The 20,119-nt window shown below is 64.4% G+C and carries 15 protein-coding genes and 1 pseudogene; 9 read left to right on the top strand and 7 right to left on the bottom strand.

What is annotated here, in order from left to right:
* Positions 1-13: 13 nt before the first annotated feature.
* The 3 genes from HG250_RS05935 to HG250_RS05925 all read right to left on the bottom strand — a co-directional run bounded on the left by HG250_RS05935 (position 14) and on the right by HG250_RS05925 (position 2,140).
* On the bottom strand, positions 14-463 hold the full coding sequence (locus tag HG250_RS05935; protein WP_170003676.1) for a MaoC family dehydratase: 450 nt from the start codon (positions 461-463) through the stop codon (positions 14-16).
* A gap of 81 nt (positions 464-544) precedes the next feature.
* Positions 545-1,984 (bottom strand): DUF5935 domain-containing protein, encoded by a 1,440-nt coding sequence (locus HG250_RS05930; RefSeq protein ID WP_170003673.1) that lies wholly within the window; start codon positions 1,982-1,984, stop codon positions 545-547.
* A 3-nt stretch (positions 1,985-1,987) separates the two neighbouring features.
* A complete protein-coding gene (locus HG250_RS05925) occupies positions 1,988-2,140 on the bottom strand; it encodes a hypothetical protein (protein ID WP_170003670.1) in 153 nt (50 codons plus the stop codon).
* Between the two features lie 100 nt (positions 2,141-2,240).
* Here HG250_RS05925 and HG250_RS05920 point away from each other — a divergent pair, with 100 nt between their 5' ends.
* The 4 genes from HG250_RS05920 to HG250_RS05905 all read left to right on the top strand — a co-directional run bounded on the left by HG250_RS05920 (position 2,241) and on the right by HG250_RS05905 (position 11,142).
* On the top strand, positions 2,241-3,488 hold the full coding sequence (locus HG250_RS05920; protein WP_170003668.1) for a TIGR04063 family PEP-CTERM/XrtA system glycosyltransferase: 1,248 nt from the start codon (positions 2,241-2,243) through the stop codon (positions 3,486-3,488).
* Entirely contained in the window at positions 3,485-4,756 is a 1,272-nt protein-coding gene (locus HG250_RS05915; RefSeq protein ID WP_170003666.1) for a YveK family protein, read from the top strand. The genes HG250_RS05920 and HG250_RS05915 overlap by 4 nt, the downstream gene beginning before the upstream one ends.
* A gap of 255 nt (positions 4,757-5,011) precedes the next feature.
* The gene (gene gltB / locus HG250_RS05910) at positions 5,012-9,700 is read left to right on the top strand and encodes a glutamate synthase large subunit (protein WP_170003663.1); all 4,689 of its coding nucleotides are present in this window, start codon (positions 5,012-5,014) and stop codon (positions 9,698-9,700) included.
* A 5-nt stretch (positions 9,701-9,705) separates the two neighbouring features.
* Complete coding sequence (locus tag HG250_RS05905; protein WP_170003660.1) at positions 9,706-11,142, top strand: glutamate synthase subunit beta; 1,437 nt, start codon at positions 9,706-9,708, stop codon at positions 11,140-11,142.
* A 978-nt stretch (positions 11,143-12,120) separates the two neighbouring features.
* Here the strand turns inward: HG250_RS05905 and HG250_RS05900 are convergent.
* Both HG250_RS05900 and HG250_RS05895 read right to left on the bottom strand, forming a co-directional pair.
* A complete protein-coding gene (locus HG250_RS05900; RefSeq protein WP_170003657.1) occupies positions 12,121-12,828 on the bottom strand; it encodes an SEL1-like repeat protein in 708 nt (235 codons plus the stop codon).
* Between the two features lie 390 nt (positions 12,829-13,218).
* The gene (locus tag HG250_RS05895) at positions 13,219-13,923 is read right to left on the bottom strand and encodes a uracil-DNA glycosylase (RefSeq protein WP_170003654.1); all 705 of its coding nucleotides are present in this window, start codon (positions 13,921-13,923) and stop codon (positions 13,219-13,221) included.
* Between the two features lie 95 nt (positions 13,924-14,018).
* Here HG250_RS05895 and HG250_RS05890 point away from each other — a divergent pair, with 95 nt between their 5' ends.
* From HG250_RS05890 to gmd, 5 genes and pseudogenes are all read left to right on the top strand, one after another.
* Positions 14,019-14,636: a ribonuclease D gene (locus HG250_RS05890; protein ID WP_170003651.1), complete on the top strand. Its 618-nt coding sequence runs from the start codon at positions 14,019-14,021 to the stop codon at positions 14,634-14,636.
* A gap of 21 nt (positions 14,637-14,657) precedes the next feature.
* Complete coding sequence (locus HG250_RS05885) at positions 14,658-15,323, top strand: LPS export ABC transporter periplasmic protein LptC (RefSeq protein ID WP_170003648.1); 666 nt, start codon at positions 14,658-14,660, stop codon at positions 15,321-15,323.
* 2 nt (positions 15,324-15,325) lie between these two features.
* The gene (locus tag HG250_RS05880; RefSeq protein WP_170003645.1) at positions 15,326-15,916 is read left to right on the top strand and encodes an LptA/OstA family protein; all 591 of its coding nucleotides are present in this window, start codon (positions 15,326-15,328) and stop codon (positions 15,914-15,916) included.
* Positions 15,917-16,268: 352 nt separating this feature from the next.
* Positions 16,269-17,123 carry a hypothetical protein gene (locus tag HG250_RS05875; protein ID WP_170003642.1) on the top strand — a complete coding sequence of 285 codons (855 nt, stop codon included), beginning with the start codon at positions 16,269-16,271 and terminating at the stop codon, positions 17,121-17,123.
* Positions 17,124-17,205: 82 nt separating this feature from the next.
* Positions 17,206-18,249 (top strand): annotated as a pseudogene (gmd, locus tag HG250_RS05870) (GDP-mannose 4,6-dehydratase); the annotation flags it as partial.
* Between the two features lie 254 nt (positions 18,250-18,503).
* Here the strand turns inward: gmd and HG250_RS05865 are convergent.
* Both HG250_RS05865 and holA read right to left on the bottom strand, forming a co-directional pair.
* Positions 18,504-19,055: a hypothetical protein gene (locus tag HG250_RS05865; protein WP_170003639.1), complete on the bottom strand. Its 552-nt coding sequence runs from the start codon at positions 19,053-19,055 to the stop codon at positions 18,504-18,506.
* Positions 19,052-20,092, bottom strand: coding sequence for a DNA polymerase III subunit delta (gene holA, locus HG250_RS05860; RefSeq protein WP_170003636.1), 1,041 nt, complete (start codon positions 20,090-20,092; stop codon positions 19,052-19,054). Before holA ends, HG250_RS05865 begins: the two co-directional genes overlap by 4 nt.
* Positions 20,093-20,119: the final 27 nt, after the last annotated feature.

The following is a 20,119-nucleotide window of genomic DNA, read 5'->3' as shown; positions in this document are numbered from 1 at the left end:
AATAGGGAAGCGATCAGAGGAAGAACTGCGTCATCCATTCGCAGATGAGCGCCGGCTTGTCCTCGCCTTCGATCTCGATGGTGATTTCCACCGTCTGCTGCCATTGGCCGGGACGCTTTTCGTTCATTTCCAGCAGCTTCCAATGGCCGCGGATGCGCTTGCCCGAACGGACGGGCGAGATGAACCGCGTCTTGTTGCCGCCGTAATTCACCGCCATCTTGATCCCGTCGACGCGCGGCACATCGCTGTTCGCGGTCAGGTAGGGGATCATCGACAGGGTCAGGAAGCCGTGGGCGATGGTGCCGCCGAACGGCGTCATCTTCGCCTTTTCCTCGTCCACATGGATGAACTGGTGATCGCCGGTCGCCTCGGCGAACTGGTTGATGCGTTCCTGGCTCATCACGGTCCATTCGCTGGTGCCGATATTCTCGCCGGTCTTTGCCTGGATGTCCTGCGGGCTCATGGTTTGGCTCCTCTTATCCTGTGAATTCCTGCGCTTTCATGGCGCATCATCGGGCGGAGCGCAACGCGCGCGGCGCTGCCGTTACGGCAAGGCGGAAGGCGTCAGGCCAGTCCGGTCCGCGTCCGAGGCGAGCGGTGCCGTGCGGCGTTCACGAGTCTCCCGCTGGACCCGTGCCGAATCGCGCCGACGGCAATAGGACCACAGGCCGATCTGCAGGCCGATTAGCATCAGGATGAAGGGCTGATAGGCAATGCCCTGGAACAGCGCGCCGACCAGATAGACGATCTGCGCCAGTTGCAACGCGCTGGCCAGCGGCGCCTGCCAGATGTCGATGCTTGCAGCTTCGGGCGGCTCGGCATCGCCCTTCCCCGGCGAAGGAGGATCCGGAACCCGCCAGCGCCGCCGCAGCCGTTCCATCTGCCACAGCCCGCTCGCCTGCAGGGCCATCCAGACCAGGAACCCCGGCCAGCCCTGTTCGCCCAGCACTTCGAAAAAAGCGGAATGATAGGCCCGCGCCTCGTCCGTCACTGCTTCGGAACGGATGGCGCGGTTGTTCCCCTCCCCCGTGACGACCGGAATGTCATAGGTGAAGCTGTTGCCGCGATAGGCATCGAAGCCCCCGCCCAGTGGGTTCTCCTGCACGTAATCCAGCGTCCAGTCCCAGACGGCGACGCGGGTCGAGGCGGACTCATCGCCCTCGTGCTCGCCAATGGTCGCCATGCGTTCGTAATAGCTTTGCGGCAGGAACGGCAGCGCCACTAGCGCAAGGGCCGCGCCGCCGGCAATATAGGCCAGCCGCCGCCGGGCATCGCGCAGCAGCAGCACGGCCAGCACGGCGATGCACAGCAGTCCGGTGCGCGCCTCGGTCCCCACGGGGATCAGCAGGCAGGCGAAGATCAGCGCATAGGCAAAGGCCTTCACTCGCCAGTCCGGTGGAAAGATCGTGCCGTGGCGGGTGAACCACAGCGCCAGCGGGATGATCGCCACGGCGATGGTGGCGAGGGTGGAGCTTTCGTAAACGCCGCTATTGTCGTTGACGAACAGGTGCAGCCCGCCATAGCCGCCGCCGCCCAGCGCCGTCTTTATCCCGCCCGATATGATGATCGCCCCCGCCGTCAGCAGCATGACCAGCGCCGCCGCCTCGATCCTGAGGCGGGTGGTCAGCGTCAGCGGCAGGAAAATGGCGAAGACCAGCGCCTTCCAGACCCAGCCCCATTTTTCCAGCGCGGGTTCGGGAAAATCGGCGTTCAGGGTCGTCCAGCCGCTGTAGATCAGCAGCAGCAGCATCAGGAACTGGCGATAGGTGAAGCGGCTTCCGCGTTTGCTGTCGGCCAGCAGCCAGCCGGCAAAGGCGGCGCAGAAGGCGATCAGCGACAGGGGCAGCGCCGCCGTGATCGACCAGCCGATCTTCTGCGGGGCGAGTATGTCGATATAGATATAGGCCAGCACCCACAGGAACGGGCGCTTCACGCCGAGGGCGAGCAACCCCATGACAAAGGCGAACAGGGCGAGATCGAGCATGGCCTAGCGCGGCCTTCCCCGCCGGGGCGGAGGGGATTTGTCCGGTCCGGCTATCCCTGTATCCTCCTCCCTATCCAGGCCGCCGCGCGACAGCAGCCGGATCGCGGCGATCGCGATCAGCAGATGCGTCAGGCCAAGGGCGAGATAGTCGATCAAGGAAATCCGTTCTCCAGAGAAGATCTGCGATGGAAGTGGACCGTGCGGCTAGCAGAATGCGGTTGACGCGGCGTTAAGTCTGTCATGTCATAAGCCCGGCATGACCCGCGTCCTTCACCTGCTCGATCATTCCCTGCCGCTGCATAGCGGATATTCCTTCCGCACGCGCGCGATTTTGAAGGCGCAGGCGGCCGCCGGGCTGGAGGTACGCGGGTTGACCGGGTTGCGCCACGAAACCGGCGAATCGATCACCCTGTCGCCGGTGGAGCAATGCGACGGCCTCACCTTTCATCGCACGAATGGAACTGCCAACGGCCCGCCCGCCATCCGCGAATGGCGGGAGGTCGCGCGTTTCGCCGAAGCGGCGGAGCGCATCGTCCGCGACTGGAAGCCCGACATATTGCACGCCCATTCGCCCTTCCTCTGCGGCATGGCGGGGCTCAGGGTGGCGCGGAAGTTCGATCTGCCGCTCGTCTATGAAATCCGCGCCTTCTGGGAGGATGCCGCCGTCGGCAACGGCACGGGCCGCGCCGGATCGCTGAAGTACCGCATGACCCGCCAGTTCGAGAACCGCGTCGTGGCGGGCGCGGATGCCGTCTTCACCATCTGCCACGGATTGCGGGACGATCTGATCGCGCGGGGCTTTCCGGCGGGAAAACTCGGCATCGCGCCGAACGGCGTCGACCTGTCGCTGTTCGGCGAACCGCCTGTGCGGGACCGGGATCTCGCCGCGCAGCTTGGGCTGGGCGAGGCCGCTTCCGGCCCGGTCGTCGGCTTCATCGGCAGCTTCTACGATTACGAGGGGCTGGACGATCTCGTCGCCGCCATGCCGCTGCTGCGCCAAGAAGCGCCCGGAGCACGCCTGCTGCTGGTCGGCGGCGGCCCGCGCGAGGCTGCGCTGAAGGCGCAGGCGGCGGCGCTGGGACTGGACGATGCGGTGATCTTTACCGGCCGGGTGCCGCATGACCTCGTGGAGCGGTATTATTCCCTCATCGATATCCTCGCCTATCCGCGCAAGGCCAGCCGCCTCACCGAACTGGTGACTCCGCTCAAGCCGCTGGAAGCGATGGCGCAGGGGCGCATCGTCGCTGCCTCCGACGTCGGTGGCCACCGCGAATTGATGCGTGATGGCGAGACCGGCATATTGTTCCCGCCCGACGATCCGGCCGCATGTGCCGAGGCGCTGGCGCGCTGCTGGGCAGACCGCGCCGGGTGGGACGATATCCGCGCAAAGGCGCAGGCGCATGTCGCGGCCCGGCACGACTGGGCGAAGAACGTGCATCATTATCAATCCGTTTACCAAACTTTGCTAGCCGATTCCAAAGAGCAGAAGCGCGCAGCCGCATGACCGGCCGCGCGGCGACAGATACGCAAAACGGATCGGGCGAACATATGACGGGCGAGCCAGACAACAGAAGCGGACGATCGCGCCGGGCGAAGGCACCGATCAGTTCCCATTCCGCCTTCCCTGCCATCGTCGCCCTCTGGTTCGCGGCGCTGCTGGGGCTTGGCAGCCTCATCCTGCCCATCTCGCTGTTCGAATCTCTCAGCCGTTCGGCCGATATAGGCTCGATCGTTCCGGCCGCTGCGCCGCCTTTCGGCGACAAAGCGCGGATCGCCATAATGGTTCTGGCAGCGATCATCGGCCTCATGCTGGGCCTGCTGATCGCCCGCCGGATCAGGAGCCTGCAGGCGGTCGAGGCGAGGCAGGACCGCGATCCGCTCGCCCCGCTCCTGCGGCCGGTCGACCGCCACCCCGACGCGCCGTCCAAACGCCCGATCCTCGCCCATGCGGAACTGGGTTCCCGGCGATTCGACGATCCCCTGGACGCCGATGGCAGCCCGTCGGGCGGAGATATCATGCGCGGCGATCAGCCGGGGCGCGGCGATAGCGAAGAAGTCGCGATAGGTGTGAACGCCCGCGCTGCGGAAAGCGGCGAGACAAGGGGTGACGAGGCACTGGACCTCGGGATCTTCGCAGGACCGCATGAGCCATTCCCGACCCCAATGCCGGCCTTGCCGGATCCGGTGCAGGCGGCGGCGGCCGTTCGGGATGCCAGGCCGTTCGAGCATATGAGCCTTGCCGAGTTGGTGGATCGCTTCGCCAGGTCGCTGCAAGGCCGTGAGCGGCCCGAACCGGCAGGCGATACCACCCTGTTGCGCGCGGCCTTGCCCGCGGATTGGCTGGCATCGCCGGTTTCCGGATGCGAAGGCGATCGGCCCGGCAGCGATTCCGGCAGTTCCGCCGATGCCGATGCTCGGCCTCGGGAAATCGGCAGTGAACAGGACGCTTCCGCTGCCACCAACGCCGCCCCCGCCGCCTTGCGCCCGCCCGAAATCATGGACGAAATGGGTGAGGCGGAAGATGGCGATGACGATCCGGCCGATGACCAGGATGATGACGGGTTCAGCTCTTTGCTGGCGATGAGGCGTTCACCCGGCAATGACCGGCAAACCGTCTGGAGCGAGGATGAACCGGCATCCGGTGGCGATTTGTCTGCCGAACCCGTGGTGCCCTTCCCCGCATCGGCCCCTCGCCGCCGCGATCCTGCCGCCAGCGAGCAGGCCCTGCGCGAAGCCTTGGACAGGCTGCAGCGGATGAGCGGCGCAGCCTGACTTTCAGCCGTTTGGCAGGCGCAGACACCTGCGCCCCCTGCACGCCCGCTTTGGGAAATTCTATCGGCGGCCCAAGGTGAATTGCTGCGTCTCGCAGTTGCAAAAAAACGATTCTTTCTTCAATAAACCTCTTCGCGATATTTTTGCTGCTTCCGGCAGCGCAATTACGTGCGCTTCGTTCCACTGGCTTCGCTCCCGGCCGTCGCCGGGGTCTGGCGAGCCGGAGAGCGGGCGGGGTTTGGCAGGATGGAAGTGATGGAACAGGCAATTGCAACGGGCGCACAGGACGGGGGGCAACCGGCTGCGCAGGGGCTGTATGATCCGCGCAACGAGCATGATGCCTGCGGCGTCGGCCTGATCGCTAATATCAAGGGTGTGCAGAGCCACGCCATCGTCACCAGCGCGCTGGAAATCCTCGCCAATCTCGACCATCGCGGCGCGGTCGGGTCCGATCCGCTGCTGGGCGATGGCGCGGGCATCCTGCTGCAGATCCCCGACCCGCTGTTCCGCAAATGGGCGGACGAAAACGGGCACGATCTGCCGCCGGTCGGCCATTACGCCGTCGCCATGTGCTTCATGCCGCAGGATTGCGCGTCGCGTGAATTCGTGACCGAGCAGCTGGAGAAATTCGTCACCAAGGAAGGCCAGCGGATCGTCGGCTGGCGCGATGTTCCGGTGACGCAGGACGGCCTCGGCGATGCGGTCGTCGCCTCCATGCCGGTCATCCGCCAATGCGTGGTCGCGCGCGGCGAGAATTGCGCCGATCAGGATGCCTTCGAACGCAAGCTGGTGGTGATCCGCAAGCAAACGCAGAACCCGCTGGCGAAACTGGCGGAAAAGCACGATCTGCCCGGCCTGACGGAACTCTACATCCCCAGCTTCTCCAGCCGCACCATCGTCTATAAGGGGCTGCTGCTGGCGACGCAGGTCGGTTCGTTCTACGACGATCTGCGCGACCCCGACTGCATTTCGGCACTGGGCCTCGTTCACCAGCGATTCTCCACCAACACCTTCCCCAGCTGGCGGCTGGCGCATCCGTTCCGCTTCGTCGCCCATAATGGCGAGATCAACACGGTGCGCGGCAATGTGAACTGGATGAACGCCCGCCGCCGGACGATGGAAAGCCCGCTGCTGGGCGCCGATCTCGACAAGATGTGGCCGCTGATCCCGCATGGCCAGTCCGACACGGCCAGCCTCGACAATGCGCTCGAACTGCTGGTCGCCGGCGGTTACAGCCTCGCCCATGCGATGATGGTGCTGATGCCGGAGGCCTGGGCCAGGAACCCGCTGATGGACCCCGCCCGCCGCGCCTTCTACGAATATCACGCCGCGCTGATGGAACCCTGGGACGGGCCGGCGGCGGTCGCCTTCACCGATGGCCGCCAGATCGGCGCGACGCTGGACCGCAACGGCCTGCGCCCGGCGCGTTTCTGCGTGACGAAGGACGATCTCGTCTGCCTCGCTTCCGAAAGCGGCGTGCTGCCGTTCGCGGAGGAAGACATCACGCGCAAATGGCGGCTGCAGCCGGGCAAGATGCTGCTGATCGACCTCGAGCAGGGCCGGATTATCGAGGATGCCGAGCTGAAGGCCGGTCTGGCCGCCGCCGCGCCTTACGAGGAATGGCTTGCCAGCGCGCAATACAAGCTGGAAGATCTCAGCCATATCGAGCCTGAACTGTCCGAGGTTCCGGAGGACCGCGCCAGCCTGCTGCAGCGCCAGCAGGCCTTCGGCTATACGCAGGAGGATATCACCCGCTTCCTCGAACCCATGGCGGTGAATGGCGACGATCCCATTGGCTCCATGGGCACCGATACCCCCATCGCGGTACTGTCCGACCGGGGGCGGCTGCTCTACGATTACTTCAAGCAGAATTTCGCGCAGGTGACCAATCCGCCGATCGACCCGATCCGCGAGGAACTGGTGATGAGCCTGCTGTCGATGATCGGCCCGCGCCCCAATCTGCTGGGGCAGGATGCCGGGTCGCACAAGCGGCTGGAGGTATCGCAGCCGATCCTGACCAATCTCGATCTCGCCAAGATCCGCTCGGTCGAAAGCAGCCTCGACGGCGCGTTTCGCTGCGCCACCATCGACATCACCTGGGATGCGGCCACCGGCGCGGACGGGCTGGAGATGGCGATCAAGGAAATGTGCTGGGCGGCGACCGATGCCGTGCTGCTCGACCACAATATATTGATCCTGTCCGACCGGGCGCAGGGCGAGAACCGCGTGCCGATGCCCGCCCTGCTCGCGACCTCCGCCGTGCATCACCATCTGGTGCGGCAGGGCCTGCGGATGCAGACCGGGCTGGTCATCGAGACGGGCGAGGCGCGCGAGGTGCATCATTTCTGCGCGCTGGCGGGTTACGGCGCGGAAGCGGTCAATCCCTATCTCGCGTTCGAAACGCTGGAAGATCTGCGCGCTTCGAAAGTCCCGCATCTGTCCGCCGCCGAGGTCGAGGCGAATTACGTCAAGGCTATCGGCAAGGGCATCCTGAAGGTCATGTCCAAGATGGGCATATCGACCTATCAATCCTATTGCGGCGCGCAGATCTTCGACGCGGTCGGGCTGTCCACGCCCTTCGTGGACGCCTATTTCACCGGCACCGCCACCAGCATCGAGGGCATCGGCCTGCACCAGGTGGCGGAGGAGACGGTGCGGCGGCACAGCCTCGCCCATGGCGACAATCCGCTCTATCGCGGGATGCTGGATACCGGCGGCATCTATCAATACCGCCTGCGGGGCGAGGATCACGCCTGGACTCCGACCACGGTCGCCAATCTGCAGCATGCGGTGCGCGGCAACAATCCGGCCAATTACGCCGAATATGCCAAGGCGATCAACGAACAGTCCGAACGCCTGCTGACCATTCGCGGGCTGATGGAATTCCGCAAGGCGGACCAGGCGATTCCGCTGGAGGATGTCGAACCGGCAGAGGACATCGTGAAGCGATTCTCGACCGGGGCGATGAGCTATGGCTCCATCAGTATCGAGGCGCATAGTACGCTCGCCATCGCCATGAACCGCATCGGCGGGCGGTCCAATACCGGCGAAGGGGGCGAGGAGGTCGACCGGTTCCAGCCGATGGCCAATGGCGATTCCCGCCGCAGCCGGATCAAGCAGGTCGCTTCGGGCCGCTTCGGCGTGACGACGGAATATCTCGTCAATTCCGACGATATCCAGATCAAGATGGCGCAGGGCGCGAAGCCCGGCGAAGGCGGGCAATTGCCGGGGCACAAGGTGGACAAGGCCATTGCCGCCGTGCGCCATTCCACCCCCGGCGTCGGGCTGATCTCGCCCCCGCCGCATCACGACATCTATTCGATCGAGGATCTGGCCCAGCTGATCCACGATCTGAAGAATGTGAACCGCGAGGCGCGCATTTCAGTGAAGCTGGTGTCGGAAGTGGGCATCGGCACCGTGGCCGCCGGCGTGTCCAAGGCGCGGGCGGACCACCTGACCGTGTCGGGCTATGAAGGCGGCACCGGGGCCAGCCCGCTCACCAGCCTGACCCATGCCGGCAGCCCGTGGGAAATCGGCCTTGCCGAAACGCAGCAGACGCTGATGCTGAACGATCTGCGCAGCCGGATCGCGGTGCAGGTCGATGGCGGCCTGCGCACCGGGCGCGACGTCGCCATCGGCGCGCTGCTCGGCGCGGATGAATTCGGCTTCGCAACCGCTCCGCTGATCGCGGCGGGATGCATCATGATGCGCAAATGCCATCTGAACACCTGCCCCGTCGGCGTCGCCACCCAGAACCCCGAATTACGCCGGAAATTCACCGGCACGCCCGAACATGTCATCAATTACTTCTTCTTCATGGCCGAGGAACTGCGCGGCATCATGGCCGAGATGGGCTTTCGCACCGTCGACGACATGGTGGGCCGGGTCGATCGCCTGGATAGCAGCCGGGCGGTACGCCACTGGAAGGCGGATGGTGTCGACCTGTCGCGGCTGCTGCACCAGGTGGAAACGCACCATGTCAGCCCCCTGCGCCAGACGATGGAGCAGGACCACGGCATGGACGGCGCGATGGACAATGAGCTGATCGCCGCCTGCGAAGGCGCGCTGAAACATGGCGAGCCGGTGCATCTGACGCGCGAGATCCGCAATGTGCACCGCACCGTGGGGGCGATGCTGTCGGGCGAAATCGCGCGCGCGCATGGCCATGCCGGCCTCCCGCCCGAGACGATCCGCATCAGCTTTACCGGCGTCGCGGGGCAGAGCTTCGGCGCATGGGCCGCGCATGGCGTCACGCTCGATCTGACCGGCGATTGCAACGATTATGTCGGCAAGGGGCTGTCCGGCGGGCGCATCGTGGTGCGCCAGCCCGATGTGGACCGCGACCCGACGCAGAACATCATCGTCGGCAACACCGTGCTGTATGGCGCGATCGCGGGGGAGGCCTATTTCGGCGGCGTGGCGGGCGAACGCTTCGCGGTGCGCAATTCCGGCGCCATCGCGGTGGTCGAGGGGACAGGCGATCACGCCTGCGAATATATGACCGGCGGCGTCGTGGTGGTGCTGGGCGAGACCGGGCGCAATTTCGCGGCCGGCATGTCGGGCGGGCTGGCCTATGTCTATGATCCGCACGGCAGGTTCAGCAAATTGTGCAATCACGCCATGGTCGATCTCTCGCCCATATCCGGCGACGCGGATTACGAGGGACCGATGGGCGCGGCGGGCCGCCCTGCCCAGCGCCCGCGCAGCGTGACGGATTTCGGCATGGGCGACATGCTCCGCCATGATGCCGCAAGGCTGAAGATCCTGGTCGAGAGGCACCGGATGCACACCGGATCGGCACGGGCGGCGGAATTGCTGGCGGATTGGGACAAGGCGCTGGGACAGTTCGTCAAGATCATGCCGCGCGATTATGCAAGGGCGCTGGAATTGCTGGAAGCGGAAGCGGAACAGGCGGGCTTCGAACAGATGGGGGCGGCGGAGTAGAGGCCATGGGCAAGGAAACCGGATTTCTCGAGATCGAGCGGCAGGAGCGGAGCTACGACCCGCCCGAAGAACGCCTGAAGCATTACAAGGAGTTCACCCGCCCGCATGATGCGGAAAAGCTGAAACTGCAGGCGGCGCGCTGCATGAATTGCGGCATCCCCTTCTGCCACACCGGCTGCCCGGTGAACAACATCATCCCCGACTGGAACCACCTGGTCTATGAGGATGACTGGCGCAATGCGCTCGACGTGCTGCATTCCACCAACAATTTCCCCGAATTCACCGGACGCATCTGCCCTGCCCCTTGCGAGGCGGCCTGCACGCTCAACATCACCGACCAGCCGGTCACGATCAAGAGCATCGAATGCGCCATCGTCGACCGCGGCTGGCAGGAAGGCTGGATCACGCCGGTGAAGCCGCGCCGGGCGACCGGGCGACGGGTGGCGGTGATCGGGTCCGGCCCGGCGGGCCTCGCCTGCGCGCAGCAGCTCGCCCGCGCGGGGCACAGCGCTGTCGTGTTCGAGAAGAACGACCGGATCGGCGGATTGCTGCGCTATGGCATTCCCGACTTCAAGATGGAAAAGCACCTGATCAACCGCCGTGCGGTGCAGATGGAATCCGAAGGCGTGACCTTCAAGACATCGCGCGAGGTCGGCGTGGATGTGTCCTTCCGCAGCCTGCAGGACAATTTCGATGCGGTGGTGCTGTCCGGCGGCGCGGAACAGGCGCGGCGGCTGGAGATACCGGGTTCCGAACTGCCCGGCGTGCGGCTGGCAATGGAATTCCTGACCCAGCAGAACAAGCGCAATGCGGGCGATGACGAGGTGCGCGCCGCACCGCGCGGCAGCCTGACCGCGACCGGCAAGCATGTCATCGTCATCGGCGGCGGCGACACCGGCAGCGATTGCGTCGGCACATCCAACCGGCAGGGCGCGGCCAGCGTCACCCAGCTGGAGATCATGCCGCAGCCGCCTGTGAAGGAAGACAAGCTGCTGACCTGGCCCGACTGGCCGCTGAAGATGCGGACCTCGTCCAGCCACGAGGAAGGCGCGGCGCGCGACTGGGCCGTGCTGGCCAAGCGCGTGCTGGCGGAAGACGGGCAGGTTGCGGCGCTGGAATGCGTGCGGGCCGAATGGCAGGACGGAACCATGCGCGAGGTGGAGGGCAGCGCCTTCACCCTGAAGGCCGATCTCATCCTGCTGGCCATGGGCTTCACCGGCTCGCTCCGCACCGGAATGCTCGACCAGTCCGGGGTGCGGCTGAACGAACGCGGCAGCGTGGCGGCCAATGTGCAGGATTACCGGACCAGCGAGGGCAATGTCTTCGCCTGCGGCGACATGCGCCGGGGCCAGAGCCTGGTGGTCTGGGCCATCCGCGAAGGCCGCCAATGTGCCGCCAGCGTGGACGAGGCCCTGATGGGCACGACCGACCTGCCGCGCTGATTGGGGGTTTCCCGCCCCTCCTCGCTTTTCTCATACGCGGCTACGGTGCCGGGATGTGCGATGCTGGCATCGTTTGGTCGGCTTGACCGAGCACTCGTAGCGGGAGTTCCGTGTTCGCCACCCACCAAACCCGCACGAAAGAGGCGATGCGCATTTCAGCGGCAACTTGCCTCAAACGGTCACGGCAGCTTTAAGGCTGTCGCGTGATATCGACGTATGTCTGACATTGGGGTGGAATGCGGACGCTTTCGGCTGTAGCACTCATACAATGCAATACTTGCTTCCCGCCACCCTCGTCTTCTTCGCTCTTGCCTCACCTGCTCACGCCGAGCCGGACCTTGAGAAAGGGTTCGATGGCGCACTGCGCGGGTGCGAGGAATAATTGCTGAACCCTGCAAGCTGGGCGGAGGGAACCGGCCCGTTCATTGAGGCTGTCGGCCTCGGGTCGCAGATGGGCCTCGTCGATCGAGTGGAGGAGGTGAACCTTCCACCGGCCCAGCTCCGGAGGGCCAATCACTATTGGCGAATCAATTCGACACCAAATGCAGGCTATGTCCTTGTTGTGTCAGACCAGTTACCGATGTGTCACATCACTGGCGGCGGCGGGGTAGACCTCCAACCGAGCGTTGAGAGCGTCCTTTCCTCGCCTGACTTCAACCAGAGGTGGCAGTCCGAGAATTCGGCAGGGAAAGGTGAGATGGCGACCACGGTGTTTCGCAGTCGGGAAGACCCCGCCTTGTCAATAACCATCAGCCGAGCGGACAAATCGGGTGAGCGACTGGACAGGGTGCAGGTGTTGGCGACTGCCATTTACCAGACCGGCAACTAACCTCCCGCTTTCTAATCGAATGACCGCAATTGGGTCGTTAGCTGCCTGTCCGCTTTTCTTACCGGAGTGTGGCGAAGCCGCCTGTCCGCTTTCAGGCGCTGTCTGTGGAATCGAGAATGTTTGAGCGAGGGGTGGAAAGTGGAATTTGATCAGGAGACCAGTTCCGTCGCGGCCCGCTGGCCTGACAAGGCTTTGATCGTGAGCGCTGTAGGAGCCGGACGGTAGGATCGAACGATTTCATCTACCTCTTGGCGCTGCTCCGCCGTCATCTGTTCCTCAAATGTCGAAAGCCATTCACGTTGTCTTTCGCTTCCCTCTGTTCGGTCGAGGAAAATGCGAAAGTAAGCCGCGGTTTTGACCGGGTTGGGCTTAACACCCTCAGCACTATTATGAACTGAGGCATATGCTGAAAGAGCATCGGGCCAGCCTTGGAGCATCGCCTTCTCCAGCCACTGAACTGCAGAAGCCCAGTCTCTTTGAGCGGCATATAGTGCCGCCACGTCTTGCTGCGCCAGTGCATAGCCGGCCTCAGCCGCTACCAACTTGTGCCTCAACGCTGTCTCGGCATCCTGCTGGACGAGCGTTCCGCCCTGTCCATCATAGAAGCATCCAAGCTTATAGGATGCCAACACGTCGCCCTGCGCTGCCGCTTGACGGAACATCTCGAGAGCTTTTGCCGGGTTCCTCGGCAGGCCGGCGCCTGTGTGATAGGCCATGCCCAAGTGGTAGATTGCTTCTGCATTATTCTTTGCCGCAAGCTGCTCGAGAGCCGGGATCAGGTCGCTGCCGGTTTGCGCAACTCCTTGCGAGGGCAACATCATCAAACCGAACGCAAAAGTCAGTATTTCTTTCCGCACTAGAGGCCTCCCGCGACACTACCTTACTCACATTCTGTAACGTTAGCAGAGCGTGCACAAGTGGGTCGTTAGCTGCCCAGCCGCTTTTTTCGCAATAGCAGCAATAGCGGCCGGTCAGCCGGGCGGCGGGATTCGCCTCATCGACCATTGTGTTGCGGCTGGGGTCGCAGGCCCGTTATCAGGTAAGGCAGGGGCTGACGAAAGGGCCGCGTAAGTCCCTTCCGTGCAGGCGCTTCTCCGATTTGACTGCCCGGACAGCCGCAACTTTCCTACATTCCGGCTTCATGGCAGGCGGGGTGGATGCACTCGCCTTCCGGCCCCCCGAAATTTCGCCACAAGGACCGTGTTCCATGTGTTCCATCGCCCGCGCTGGCGCACTTTGCGCGGCGCCTACAGCCGCCAGTCCACCGGCTCTCGCCCGCTCGCTTCCAGAAAGGCATTCGTGCGGCTGAAGGGGCGGCTGCCGAAGAAGCCGCGATAGGCAGACAGCGGGCTGGGATGCGGGCTGGTGATCGCGTGGTGACGCCCCTCTGCCAAGGCTTCGCGCAAGGTGGTAACGCGCGCCGCGCGGGCCTGTGCATGGCTGCCCCACAAGATGAAGGCGGTCGGCACATCGCGCCGGGCCAGCGCGGCCAGAGCGGCGTCGGCAACCGCCTCCCACCCCTTGCCCGCATGGCTGCCCGCAGCGCCTTCCTCCACGCTGAGCGCAGCATTGAGCAGCAGCACGCCGCTCCGCGCCCAAGGTTCCAGATTGCCGTGATCGGGCGGCGCGAGGCCCAAATCGCTTGCCAGCTCGCGGTGAATGTTCCGCAGGCTCGGCGGGATCCTGATCCCCTCCCCCACGGAAAAGGCGAGGCCGTTCGCCTGACCCGGCCCGTGATAGGGGTCCTGCCCCAGGATCACGGCCTTCACCGCCTCCAGCGGCGTCAGCGCGAAGGCGCGCAGCCGGTGCTCTCGCGGCGGATGGATGGTGACGCCCGCCGCTTCCTGCCCGCGCAGCCAATCCTGCAGGCGCAGCCCTTCTGCGGAAGTCAGCACCGGTTCGAGCGCAGCGCGCCAGCTATTGGGGCAGCGTTCGGGAAAATCGTCGTCCATCGGCGCTGCCCTAGCGAAGACGCTTCACCGGAGCCAGCACCAGAGCCAGCCGTTCTGCCCTTCCCCTCGACGCCGAGTCGGCTTAAGGCCGCCGCATGACAGTCCATTTCCACGAAGAAGACCTGCCCGCCGACGTGCTGGCCCCCGGCGATGTCGCCGTCGACACCGAAACCATGGGCCTCGTCACCCCGCGCGACCGGCTCTGCGTCTTGCAGATCAGCGATGGCAAGGGCGACGAACACCTGGTGCGCTTCGCCCCCGGCAGTTCCTACAGCGCACCCAATCTGAAGGCGGTGCTGGCCGATCCTGCGCGGGTGAAACTGTATCATTTCGGCCGCTTCGACATCGCCGCGATCCAGTATTACATGGGCGTGCTGGCCGCGCCCGTCTTCTGCACGAAGATCGCCAGCAAGCTGGTGCGGACCTATACCGACCGGCACGGATTGAAGAACCTCGCCAGCGAGTTGATCGGGGCGGATATTTCCAAGCAGCAGCAGTCGAGCGACTGGGGCGCGCCCGAACTCAGCGAGGCGCAGCGCGAATATGCCGCCTCCGACGTGCGGTATCTTCACGCCATGCGCGACGTGCTGGTCGAACGGCTGGAGCGCGAGGGGCGCATGGACCTGGCCCAGGCCTGTTTCGATTTCCTGCCCGCGCGCGCCCTGCTCGACATCGCGGGCTGGGCCGACAAGGACATATTCAGCCACGAATAGGACATTCGTGCGTATGGAATAATGATGGAACACACGGCACGGATTGAAACGCAGGAAGCGAAGCGGCTGCGCGGTGCGCGGCAGCAATTCGCTGCGCCCGGAGGCACGCACGACCGGCTGATCGGGCTGCTCGGCGCGGTCCTGCCGATGGGCGTGGGCGTGCTGGTCGCGCTGATGGTCATCACCCCGCTTTCGCCCCGGGGCGAGGTCAGCTTCCTGCTCGACCGCACCAAGGTGGCGATGATCGACGAACGTTTCAGCGTCGACGATGCGATGTACCGGGGCAAGGATAATTCGGGCCGCCCCTTCAGCCTGATGGCAGGCGAAGCGGTGCAGCGCTCCAGCGCGGAAGGCATCGTGCGCCTGCGCGAACTCGTCGCCCGCATCCTGCTGCCCGAAGGCCCGGCCCGGCTGGCGACCAGCGGCGGTGCCTATGATCTCTCCACCGACGTGGTCGATGCCACCGGCCCGGTGCGGCTGGAGGCGGCGGACGGTTACCGGATGGAGGCGCGCGGCGTGTCGATCGACTTGCGCGGCAAGCGCCTGACCGGCACCGGCGGCGTCGAAGGCGCGGTGCCGGCGGGCAGTTTCTCGGGCGATTCCATCAGAGCCGATCTCGAGGCGCGCACTGTCGTTCTCGAAGGCAATGCCCGCCTGACTCTGGACCCCGGAAGGCTGAGGATGTGACGATGAGAAAGACTGGAAACCATCCCGCCATTCATCGGCCGCTTGGCGCGTTGCCGCGCGCCTTCCGCAATGGCGGCGCGGCCTTCGCCCTGACGCTGCTCGCCATGGGCGGCATTCACGCCAGCGCGCAGGGGATCGGCGGGCATGACAGCAACGCGCCGGTCGATTTTGCCGCCGACCGTATCGAATTGCAGGACCGGCAGGACCGCGTGATCCTGTCGGGCGACGTGCGGATCAGCCAGGCCGGGCTGAACTTGCGTGCCGCACGCACGCTGGTGAATTACAGCGATGCCGGATCGCTCAGCATCCAGCGCATCACTGCGACGGGGGGCGTGACGATTACCCGTGCCGATGAATCGGCGCGCGGCAATGTCGCGGTCTATGATTTCAACCGCCGGATCATCACGCTGGCCGGCGACGTGCGCCTGCGCCGGGGCAGCGATACGCTGAACGGCGGTCGGCTGGTGATCGATTTGCGGACCGGCATTTCCAGCATCGACGGCAATGCACAGGGGTCGTCCAGCGTGACCGGCAATGTGGAGCAGACCGGGAGCGGCCGGGTTTCCGGCACCTTCGCGGTGCCGCAGGACTGACCGGTCAGCCGCCCGGTGCGGCGATCCGGTGGCATAGTTCTGATAACCGGAAAAGCGGGGTTGGGCCTGTGCAGCAACTCCTGTCCCGCTTCCTTGACGATGCAGATTACCGGCACCTGGCAGGCTTCTGTATCGGGTTTCATTCCGCCTTGTCCTCTTGGCCCTTGCCCTCTGCACCGCCCCTAGTGCAGGGCACGAATGCGGCTTAACCACTGCGTCGGAACCATCCCGGCCTGCATCCCTCGTGAAGCTAAGAACTCATCTCCGTGATCTGAAGCATGTAACAATCATCAGGCGAATTTGCCGCACAAGCGGGAAATCAGCCGATGCGCTGGAAAAGAACGGATAATCGGTGCCCATACCACCTGAGAACCGGCAGGGTGCACTGGCCCGGCAATTCGTGCGCCCCGGCCCGCACCCGAACCATTCTGTCATCAATTACCTGCGATGGCTGGCCACCAGCCCCCGGCGAACCCGCGTCGGGGCCGATGCCATCGCGCGGCATGTGGGCCGTTCGGTTCCGGACAGGTGGAGAAGAGATTTCGCGGGCAAACACATCCTCGTCGTCGGCAGCGGCCCCAGCCTCGATCGCGTCGCGCCGGACTTCTTCGCTCCGTTCGACACGATCCTTTATATCAATTTCGCCCTTCGGCGCAGGCTGGGTCATGCCACGGATTATTTCTTTTCGACCGATGGCGGTCCCATCGGGGAACTGATCGCGGCCGACGGGCCGAAGCCGTTTCGCGATCTCGGTACGGAGCGCTCGCTCTTTGCACCGATCTTTCCCGATCAATGGGGTTTCTTCACGCCTGCCGGCCGGGATCTGTTCACCTGGTTGCGTGCCGATGCCTACGCATGGCGAACACAGCCGACCCGCATCGGGCCGTTCAGGCTGCCGCTGGTGCTGCATTATCATCCGGTACAGCCAGATTGGGCAGGTTTCACGCTGGGCGGCCCTTCTCGCAGCATGCCCGTACTCGACGACACGTCCGCATTCACCGCGGTTCTGTTCGCCGCGATGCAGGGCGCGGAGCGAATCGGCCTGATCGGCTGCGATCTGACAGCGGGACGAGCCGCTTCTGTTCACAGCGAACAAATCACTCCCGACGTTTCCGTCTTTGCGGGCGCGGCACCCCGATTTCGCCTGATCGCTTCGGCGCTCGCGCGTCAGGGCGTGGCGGTCACCAACCATTCCTGGGATGTATGATGCTGGCGTAACAGCGAAAAATTGCAAATTTCCTGTAACAGTGCAGGGAGATGCGCTTATTCAGCACAAGGAAGCGACCGGAATGCCCGGCGGCACCAGATCTTCAGAAGGCAGGCGCGCGCTTGTCACAGGCGTGACCGGACAGGACGGCGCCTATCTCACGCGCCTGCTGCTGGACAAGGGCTACGAGGTGCATGGCATCAAGCGGCGTTCGTCCTCGTTCAATACCGGCAGGATCGAGGATATCTAGCAGGATCCGCATGAGGTGAATCGCAATTTCATCCTGCATTACGGCGATCTGACCGATGCCACGAATCTCATCCGCATCATGCAGGAAGTCCGCCCGACCGAAATCTACAACCTCGCCGCCCAGAGCCACGTCGCGGTCTCTTTCGAAACTCCCGAATATACCGCCAATGCCGATGCCGTCGGCACGCTGCGCCTGCTGGAGGCGATTCGGATCCTGGGGCTGGAAAAGGCAACCCGCTTCTATCAGGCGTCGACCAGCGAGATGTACGGGCTGGTGCAGGGAGTGCCGCAGAGCGAGACGACACCCTTCTATCCGCGCTCGCCCTATGGGGTCGCCAAGCTGTATGCCTACTGGATCACGGTCAATTACCGCGAAGCCTATGGCATGCATGCTTCCAACGGCATTCTGTTCAACCATGAAAGCCCCCTGCGCGGGGAGACCTTCGTCACCCGCAAGGTAACGCGCGCCGCCACCGCCATTGCCGCCGGAATGCAGGACAGGCTCTATCTGGGCAATCTGGATGCCAAACGCGACTGGGGCCATGCGCGCGAATATGTGCGCGGCATGTGGCTGATGATGCAGCAGGACGAACCGGACGATTACGTGCTGGCCACCGGCGAGACCGTTGAGGTGCGCGAATTCGTCCGCTGGGCATTCGAGGATGCAGGCATCCCTGTAGAATTCAGGGGCGAAGGCGTCGATGAGAAAGGCCATGCTCTCGATGATGGCCGCGTGCTGATCGCAGTCGATCCGGCCTATTTCCGACCTACCGAAGTCGATCTGCTGATCGGCGACCCAAGCAAGGCGCGTGAGAAGCTGGGGTGGAGCCACGAGACATCCGCCCGCGAACTCGCGCGTGAAATGGTAGCGGCCGAGCCGGTTCATGATCTCGGGATCGGACCTTGCAGGATCGAGACCGTGTTCGACCGCATCGATGATGAAACTGCCGGGCAGATCGATCCGCGGCCCGCCATCCATGATGAGCATCGTGTTCAGGACAGAAGGGCCCCACTGTCCATGGATCCAGCGGACCAGCCCTGCTCGCAAGCCAATCATCGCCATGGCCGAAAAGCACAGGCCAATCGTGAAGACTGCCCGCGAGAAAAACGCAGTCGACTTGGCGTAGAAAATTATGAAGATGAGCAGGGCCGCCGCCACGATAGGGCCAGCAGCAGCCGCATGATTGCATGTTGGAGATCGGACAGGGCCTTGATCGAATAGGCACCCTGATAAAGCGCGATGGTCAGGAACACAGGCAAAAGCAATTGTGCCTGCAGCTTTGCAAAATCATCAGGCCAGTTCCCGAGATAGAGGCCTCCCGCCATGAAGAAACTGGCCACCAGGCAAGCCATATCGCCGACCATCATGAAGAGGTAAGCGCGCAGGCGGAAACGTTCGAGCGAGGGCGCAAGAGGCCGCACGACGAGCGAGGGCGTCGTCGCCTTCTCTGGCGGGGCATGCATAGGGTTTCTCTTCGAGGCTGCGACTTCTTTTGGCGGCGCCGGACCAAGCCCATGATCCTGACGCCATTGGACACTCGACACGAAACGCTGGGTGAAATTGCCTAAAGCAAGGGTGGATGCCCCGCAAGTCATTGTGTCAGAACGCGAGTTTTCCGTCTGGCCCGTTCGGCACAGCTTCTGCGCGTCTCGGCCACGCAGCCCGACGGCCGCGCCCTTCACCGCCGGCGCGACTGGGCCGCGGCTGCCCTTGCAATGGTGGTTAGCCCCTGCGCCAGCAGCATTTCACCCGATGCGCTGTTGGCAAGCAAGGAACGGTGCAGCTCCACTAGGCGGCTTACCAGCCTCCCCATCTGCGGGCCGTGCCAAGCGGTCATCTGGCGGGAGATGTCACCCTTGTCCTTCCAGAAGATTCGCCGCGCCGCGCTTTCGCTCTCGAGAGCGGCGGCAATCGACCCGCCGGCACCCATCCGCACGGAGATCTGCGCCAGCTGGGCAGCACGTCTTTCAACCGCCAGCAGCACTCCGACAGGATTGAGGGAGAGCTCCCGCATCCGGTGCAGTTCACCCGGCAGGCGCGAAGTATCGCCCGAAAGGGCCGCATTGACGATCGGCATGAAACCGTCCTCTTCCGTCTTCGCACCAATCGCGAGCAATGCTTCTGCATCGGCCTGCTTCGGAGCGGCGGGGGAAGCATCGAGATACAGTGCAAGCTTCTCCACTTCGGACCGTGCCAGGCGAACGTCCATGCCTGCGCCGCGCGCAATTGCCCCGGCGATGTCGCCGTTCAGGCGCAGCCCCGCTCTATCGGCGATCTCGCGCACCGACGCGGTCAGGGATCGCAGATCGGGGGGATAGAACATGGCCACCAACGCATCGCCGCGCTTGTCCAGCAGCTTGGCCGTACGCGATTTGTCGGTGGCCGATGTCGCCACGATCAGGACGGGGCAGGCATCCCCCGTTCCGTCGATCAGATTGGCGACGGCATCATACGCTTCGTCGCCGCTGCTGCGGATGTAGATGTGGCGGTTGCCGCCGAACAGGGAGCGTGAGCGCGCCTCGTCACCCAGCAGCACGGGTTCGCGCTTCAGATCGGCACCGGACAATTCGATCCTCTCGCCGGGATCGGGAAGCAGGGAAGCGATCTTCTGCGCGGCGGCGGCGGCACCTGCCTCGTCCGGCCCGCAGAAGAAGAACACGCCGCATTGCGCCACCGCACGCGGCGCCGTGGCGGCAAAATTGCTCTGGGTCGCTTTCATGCGGGAGTTCGGACGCGGACAGGCAGC

This window comes from Pseudopontixanthobacter vadosimaris, from assembly GCF_012979275.1.
GTDB classification, from domain to species: domain Bacteria; phylum Pseudomonadota; class Alphaproteobacteria; order Sphingomonadales; family Sphingomonadaceae; genus Pseudopontixanthobacter; species Pseudopontixanthobacter vadosimaris.
The sequence above is the reverse complement of the archived record's forward strand: the minus strand, read 5'-3'. Positions and strand labels throughout refer to the sequence as shown.